The sequence below is a fragment of the Vibrio sp. 10N.222.52.C3 genome (genome assembly GCF_041474195.1).
Lineage (GTDB): Bacteria > Pseudomonadota > Gammaproteobacteria > Enterobacterales > Vibrionaceae > Vibrio > Vibrio crassostreae_C.
Genome location: NZ_JBFRTQ010000189.1, coordinates 1 through 6,159, shown reverse-complemented (window position 1 = coordinate 6,159; position 6,159 = coordinate 1). Strand labels below are relative to the sequence as shown.

Here is a 6,159-nt window from a genome sequence, read left to right as displayed (position 1 = left end):
AATTTTTGTTACCTATGTGTAATAGTGTTTTATTGATTTTGATAATTATTACAATCCTTAAATGTGGCTATAATATGCTCTTACCGCGGTAGGTATAGATTTTCTCGTTCAAATACTGAGGAGGGCTTATGGCCGTAGGATGGGCAGGTGACGATAGTGTCAGCCAGCAAATACAAAATACCATTGATGATGAGCTCTCTCGTGTAAGAGGAAACCTTCGAGGTGGTGAGGGTTTGCGTTATTGTGATGAGTGTGGTGATGAGATTCCGGAACAAAGACGACGCGCGATCAAAGGCGTTCGTTTGTGTATAGAATGTCAGTCAATATTAGAGCATGACGCACATCGACATTCATTGTTTAACCGTCGAGCAAGTAAAGATAGCCAATTACGTTAAACTGACGGTTACCTTCAAGCAGTTAAGGCCTTACTTTTATGTAAGGCCTTTTAGTTTAATTAAATGATTTATTAATGAAGATATATAGAAATAATCGTCGCTCTTGTTTAGAGCAATAAACGCCTTATTTAAAGCAATGAGTATTTTGTAATGCAGTGTCGATAGCAGCGACCAATTGCTCAATATGTTGTGGTTTGATAATAAACGGAGGCATCATATAAATTAGCTTACCAAACGGACGGATCCAAACGCCTTGCTCTACAAAGTGAGCTTGAATGGCTTCCATATCGACGGGTGTGTGAGTTTCAACGACGCCAATAGCGCCTAACCAACGCACGTCTTTAACCAGTTCATGTTCTCGCAACGGTGGTAACAACTCAGAAAAGAGCTGTTCAATCTGTTGAGTCTGATTTTTCCAATGGCCTTGCTCGATGATGGATAAACTTGCCGCACCGACTGCGCAAGCCAATGGGTTGCCCATAAAGGTTGGCCCATGCATAAAGCAGCCTGCTTCACCGCCACATACCGTGTCAGCAACTTCCTTACTCGCAAGCGTCGCTGACAATGTCATATAGCCACCAGTTAAAGCTTTGCCTACGCATAATATGTCCGGTTGAACATCGGCATGCTCACAAGCGAACAGTTCCCCTGTGCGGCCAAATCCGGTCGCAATCTCATCCAAGATCAGCAATACGTTGAATTCATCACACAGCAAGCGAACTTGTTTTAGGAACTCAGGGTGGTAGATGCGCATGCCGCCAGCCCCTTGAACGATAGGCTCTAAGATCACCGCTGCGACTTCTTGATGGTGTGCTGCCAGCTTTTCTCGAAAACTATCGATGTCACTTGAGTTCCACTCATCCCAAAAGCCTGTTTTTGGCGAATCAGCGAAAATATGTTCCGGCAAAAAGCCTTTGTAGAGGCTGTGCATCGAATTGTCAGGGTCGGTCACTGACATCGCCGCAAAGGTATCACCGTGGTAGCCATCTCTTAGTGTGAGGAACTTTGAACGAGGTTGTCCTTTAGCGTGCCAATATTGCAATGCCATCTTGAGGCTAACCTCTACGGCAACTGAACCTGAATCGGCCAAAAATACATGCTCAAGATTACTTGGCGCGAGATTCAAAAGCTTCTTACATAGATCGATAGCGGGCTGGTGGGTGATACCACCAAACATAACGTGTGAAACCTTATCGATTTGACTATGAGCTGCAGCGTTTAGCTCTGGATGATTGTAGCCGTGGATGGTTGACCACCAAGATGACATACCATCAATAATTCGTTTTCCGCCTTCTAATTCTAGGTAAACACCGTCTGCGTTGGTGACTGGGTAGCAGGTCAGAGGTGTTAACGTTGATGTGTAGGGATGCCAGATATGCTGGCGATCAAAGGCGAGATCCATAGTAACTTCCATTCTTGGTGCGGTTAAAAAATAACCATATGTAAACTTTTGATATTATCAATGTGTTGACAGTCTAAAGCTTGTCGGTAGACTAGCCAAGCATAAATGCAATCTCTATTGATAGAGATGAAACATCAAATAATAAAAAAGGATCGACACGTGGAAGTTCGTCATGACTGGACAGTTGCTGAAGTAACAGCACTGCTTGAAAAACCGTTTATGGATTTAATGTTTGAAGCTCAAGTGGTTCATAGACAGTACCAAGAGCACAACCACGTGCAGGTGAGTACGCTTCTATCGATTAAGACTGGTGCTTGTCCTGAAGACTGTAAGTATTGTCCTCAAAGTGCTCACTACCGAACGGATGTCGACAAAGAACGCCTAATGGAAGTAGAGCGTGTTTTGGATGCGGCGCAAAAAGCCAAGAATGCGGGCTCAACTCGCTTCTGTATGGGCGCGGCATGGAAAAACCCGAAAGAGCGCGATATGCCTCACCTAACTGATATGATCAAAGGTGTGAAAGGCATGGGTCTAGAAACCTGTATGACATTGGGCATGTTAACGCCGGATCAAGCAGGCGAGCTAGCCGACGCAGGTTTGGACTACTACAACCATAACCTTGATACGTCTCCAGAATTTTACGGCAGCATCATCACCACTCGTACTTACCAAGATCGTTTAGATACGCTATCTCACGTACGTGATGCCGGTATGAAGATCTGTTCTGGTGGCATTATTGGTATGGGCGAAAGTACCAATGACCGTGCAGGCCTGCTGGTAGAGCTAGCGAACCTTCCGGTACACCCTGAGAGTGTGCCAATCAACATGCTCGTGAAAGTGAAAGGCACACCGATGGAAAACGTCGATGATGTTGAATCTTTTGACTTCATTAAGTTGATTGCGATTGCTCGTATCATGATGCCAATGTCAGCGGTTCGTCTATCTGCAGGTCGCGAGAATATGAATGAACAGATGCAGGCGATGTGCTTCATGGCTGGCGCGAACTCTATCTTCTACGGTTGTAAGCTACTGACTACGCCAAACCCAGATGAAGACACGGACATGCAGCTGTTTAAGAAGTTAGGCATCAACAGCCAACAAGTGGCTCAGAAGCCTGATGAAATTCAAGAAAACGAACTGTTAGATCAAGTAGTGGAGCGCGTTGCTGCTCGTCCAACGAAAGATGACATGTTCTACGATGCCACTGTTTAAATCCCGTATCAAAGATGCCCTTGTTCAACGCCGTGAGCAGGGGCTAACTCGTCAACTTAAAGTGCTCGAAAACAGTAATGGTCCTTTGCTTAATTGCGAAGGTTCTCGCTTTATTAATTTTTCGAGTAATGATTACCTAGGCTTGGCGAACGACCCTGAATTGGTAGAGGCGTGGCAAGCGGGGCTTTCCCTTTATGGTGCTGGCAGTGCGGCATCGCCATTGGTCACGGGTTTTAGTCCTGCTCATAGAAATTTAGAAGCTCAGCTGTGTGAATGGTTGGGCTTTGAACGTGCGATTCTCTTTAGTTCTGGTTTCAGTGCGAACCAAGCCTTGTTGTTTTCTCTGCTCGAAAAAGACGACTCTCTGCTGCAAGACAAGCTTAATCACGCCTCTTTGATGGAAGCGGGGATGCTTTCTCATGCAACCATGAAACGCTTTAAACACAACGACACGCAGCATCTAGAGTCTCTATTAAGCCGATCTCTACAATCCTTGGTCGTCACTGAGGGCGTATTCAGCATGGACGGCGATCAAGCGCCTCTCAGCCAGATATCTAACCTGACTCATCAATACGACAGTTGGTTGGCGGTTGATGATGCCCACGGTATCGGCGTATTAGGTGATAAAGGAGCTGGGAGTTGCAGTGCAGCACAAATCTCCCCCGATATTTTGGTGGTGACCTTTGGCAAAGCATTTGGCGTTTCTGGTGCTGCGATTCTTTGTTCGTCAGAAGTGGGTGATTACTTAACTCAGTTTGCTCGTCATCATGTGTACTCGACGGCGATGCCACCTTCACAAGCGGTGGCTTTATCTCATGCCTGTAAGATGACTCAAACTCAAGAGTGGCGCCGAGAAAAGCTGACTGAGTTAGGGTCTCTCTATGCAGAGCAGGTGAGCGGCTTGAAAGGCTTTGTGGATACTCAGACTCCGATTAAGCCATTTGTGATAGGTGAAGCACAAGCGGCATTATCAATAGCTGAAGAGTTAAAGCAAAACCAAGTTTGGGTGACCGCAATAAGGCCGCCAGCCATACCTGCTGGAACTGCTCGATTACGAATCACGTTAACAGCTAACCATAGCCCAAAACAGATTCTCCAGTTAACCAGGTCGTTGCATCAAGCCATTGAACGAAACATCGACTTAAGCACTGAACCGGGTATCCATCCAAGCTTTGAATCAAATAAAGAGGCTCAGTAAATGTCACAAGAAGCAGTAGTGCATAATTACGTTGGCCAAGATAAGAGTGCGATTGCCGAAGCCTTTGGTAAAGCGGCAACAACCTATGACAAACACGCTGAATTTCAACGCGATGTTGGCCACCGATTACTGGATAAATTACCCAGCGATCTGTCAGGCTTTAAGGTGCTGGATCTAGGTTGTGGTACTGGCTATTTCTCCGAGCAACTTGTAAAACGAGGCGCCGAAGTGGTTTGCGCTGATCTTTCTGTTGGAATGCTAGCAACAGCAGAGAAGCGGTGTGGTGCATCTGTATCTTTATATCAACAAGCCGATGCCGAACAATTGCCGTTTGAAGATGGGTGCTTTGACATCGTTTTCTCTAGCCTTGCGTTGCAATGGTGTGACGATTTGTCGTCGCCTTTGAGAGAGATGAAGCGTGTTACAGCGGCTGGTGGGCGTGTTATTTTCTCAACTTTGCTTGATGGGTCGCTGTTTGAATTGAAAAAGTCGTGGTCCAAAATTGACGCACATCAACACGTTAACCATTTTATTACAATCAATAAGGTAAAAATTGCGTTAGCGCAATCTAGCTGTACCGTTCATCAACTAGACTTGCCCACCATCACCGTTTGGTACGACACTGCGTTTGAACTGATGCGCGACCTTAAAGGTATCGGCGCTAATCACGTAAGTGGTCGCTCACAAGGTTTAACAAGTCGTCGCATGTTGCAGCTTGTTGATCGGGAATATCGAGAGTTTAAGAACCATCAAGGTTTCTTACCAGCAACATATCAAGTTTGTTTAGGGGTTATTCAATTATGATTGATGCATTATTCATTGCAGGTACGGATACCGAAGTGGGAAAAACTGTGGTTTCAAAAGCGATTCTTCAAGCTTTGGCCGCACAAGATTTATCAACAATTGGTTACAAGCCAGTTGCTGCAGGGAGTGAAAAATCCCCTGAAGGACTACGTAATAGTGATGCACTGCATCTTCAAGAAGCGGCGACGCAAGATATTGCTTACGAAGACGTCAATCCATACGCGTTGTTGCTACCATCATCGCCTCACATCGCTGCTAAGCATGATGGTGTTGTAATTGATGAGGCGGTATTATCAGCGAAGCTAGAAGAGCATAAGAAAAACTCTGACATCGTGTTAGTTGAAGGTGCTGGTGGTTGGCGAGTCCCGGTTTCAGACGATGAATATCTTTCTAGCTGGGTTAAAAAAGAGCAACTGCCAGTGGTACTGACTGTGGGTATTAAACTTGGTTGTTTGAGCCACGCTCTATTAACGGCAGAAGCGATTCGTGCTGATGGCCTAAACCTAGTAGGTTGGGTCGCAAACCGTATCAATCCAGGTACTGAGCACTACGCAGATATTATTGCGATGCTTGAAGATAAGTTAGGTGCACCTAAGTTAGGTGAAATCCCTTACGTCCCAAAAGCGAAGTCTAAAAACATTGGTAAGTACATTGATGTGCAGCCTTTGCTTGCGCTTTAATTACCACGTTATGTACTAAATAAGAAAAGGGCTGCGATTGCAGCCCTTTTGCTATTTTAAGCCTTTAGACCTTGAGTTGATAAACAACCGGTCTTTTAATAAACAAGCTTAGAACTAATGTTCTTTAGTCAGTCCCATTAAAGCTTGCTGAGTTTCTGTGATTTTTGTCTGTGCCGTTTGCGGTGTTAGGATTCCAACCTGCTTTTTCGCTTCTTCTTCAGTAATCCCTAGGTGACAGCACAGTAAATCGATAGCCATTTGAGTGTTAGTACCTTCAACCATGATCCTTTCCTTTTTGTACATGGACTAGCCAATAAATCATCTGAAGTCACTGTAAACGGATTGTTATATCGACACCATACGACTTAGGTCTAATAGAGTGGATTTAATTCGGATATGGTCTCGTAATCAAATGTTGCAATTTAATGCTTAACCTTGTTTTCTTAATCTAAGACTATATGTATAAGT

7 protein-coding genes are annotated in these 6,159 nt (G+C 44.9%); 5 read left to right on the top strand and 2 right to left on the bottom strand.

Annotated features, from left to right (window positions below):
• Positions 1 to 128: 128 nt before the first annotated feature.
• Positions 129 to 395 (top strand): DksA/TraR family C4-type zinc finger protein, encoded by a 267-nt coding sequence (locus tag AB4517_RS21765; protein ID WP_171732193.1) that lies wholly within the window; start codon positions 129 to 131, stop codon positions 393 to 395.
• Positions 396 to 519: 124 nt separating this feature from the next.
• Here AB4517_RS21765 and bioA read toward each other — a convergent pair whose 3' ends face one another.
• Positions 520 to 1,797, bottom strand: a complete 1,278-nt coding sequence (bioA, locus tag AB4517_RS21760; RefSeq protein WP_171732192.1) for an adenosylmethionine--8-amino-7-oxononanoate transaminase — start codon at positions 1,795 to 1,797, stop codon at positions 520 to 522.
• A gap of 159 nt (positions 1,798 to 1,956) precedes the next feature.
• Between bioA and bioB the strand changes: the two genes are divergently transcribed.
• From bioB to bioD, 4 genes are read left to right on the top strand one after another with little or no spacing between them, the layout of a single operon-like run.
• Positions 1,957 to 3,009 (top strand): biotin synthase BioB, encoded by a 1,053-nt coding sequence (gene bioB / locus AB4517_RS21755; protein WP_016792500.1) that lies wholly within the window; start codon positions 1,957 to 1,959, stop codon positions 3,007 to 3,009.
• Positions 2,996 to 4,207, top strand: a complete 1,212-nt coding sequence (gene bioF, locus AB4517_RS21750) for an 8-amino-7-oxononanoate synthase (RefSeq protein ID WP_017060253.1) — start codon at positions 2,996 to 2,998, stop codon at positions 4,205 to 4,207. Before bioB ends, bioF begins: the two co-directional genes overlap by 14 nt.
• Positions 4,208 to 5,011 carry a malonyl-ACP O-methyltransferase BioC gene (gene bioC, locus AB4517_RS21745; protein WP_017060254.1) on the top strand — a complete coding sequence of 268 codons (804 nt, stop codon included), beginning with the start codon at positions 4,208 to 4,210 and terminating at the stop codon, positions 5,009 to 5,011. It begins immediately after the preceding gene.
• Positions 5,008 to 5,691 carry a dethiobiotin synthase gene (gene bioD, locus AB4517_RS21740; RefSeq protein WP_017060255.1) on the top strand — a complete coding sequence of 228 codons (684 nt, stop codon included), beginning with the start codon at positions 5,008 to 5,010 and terminating at the stop codon, positions 5,689 to 5,691. Before bioC ends, bioD begins: the two co-directional genes overlap by 4 nt.
• Positions 5,692 to 5,805: 114 nt before the next feature.
• Here the strand turns inward: bioD and AB4517_RS21735 are convergent, their stop codons facing one another.
• Positions 5,806 to 5,973 carry a hypothetical protein gene (locus AB4517_RS21735; RefSeq protein WP_017060256.1) on the bottom strand — a complete coding sequence of 56 codons (168 nt, stop codon included), beginning with the start codon at positions 5,971 to 5,973 and terminating at the stop codon, positions 5,806 to 5,808.
• Between the last annotated feature and the right edge of the window lie 186 nt (positions 5,974 to 6,159).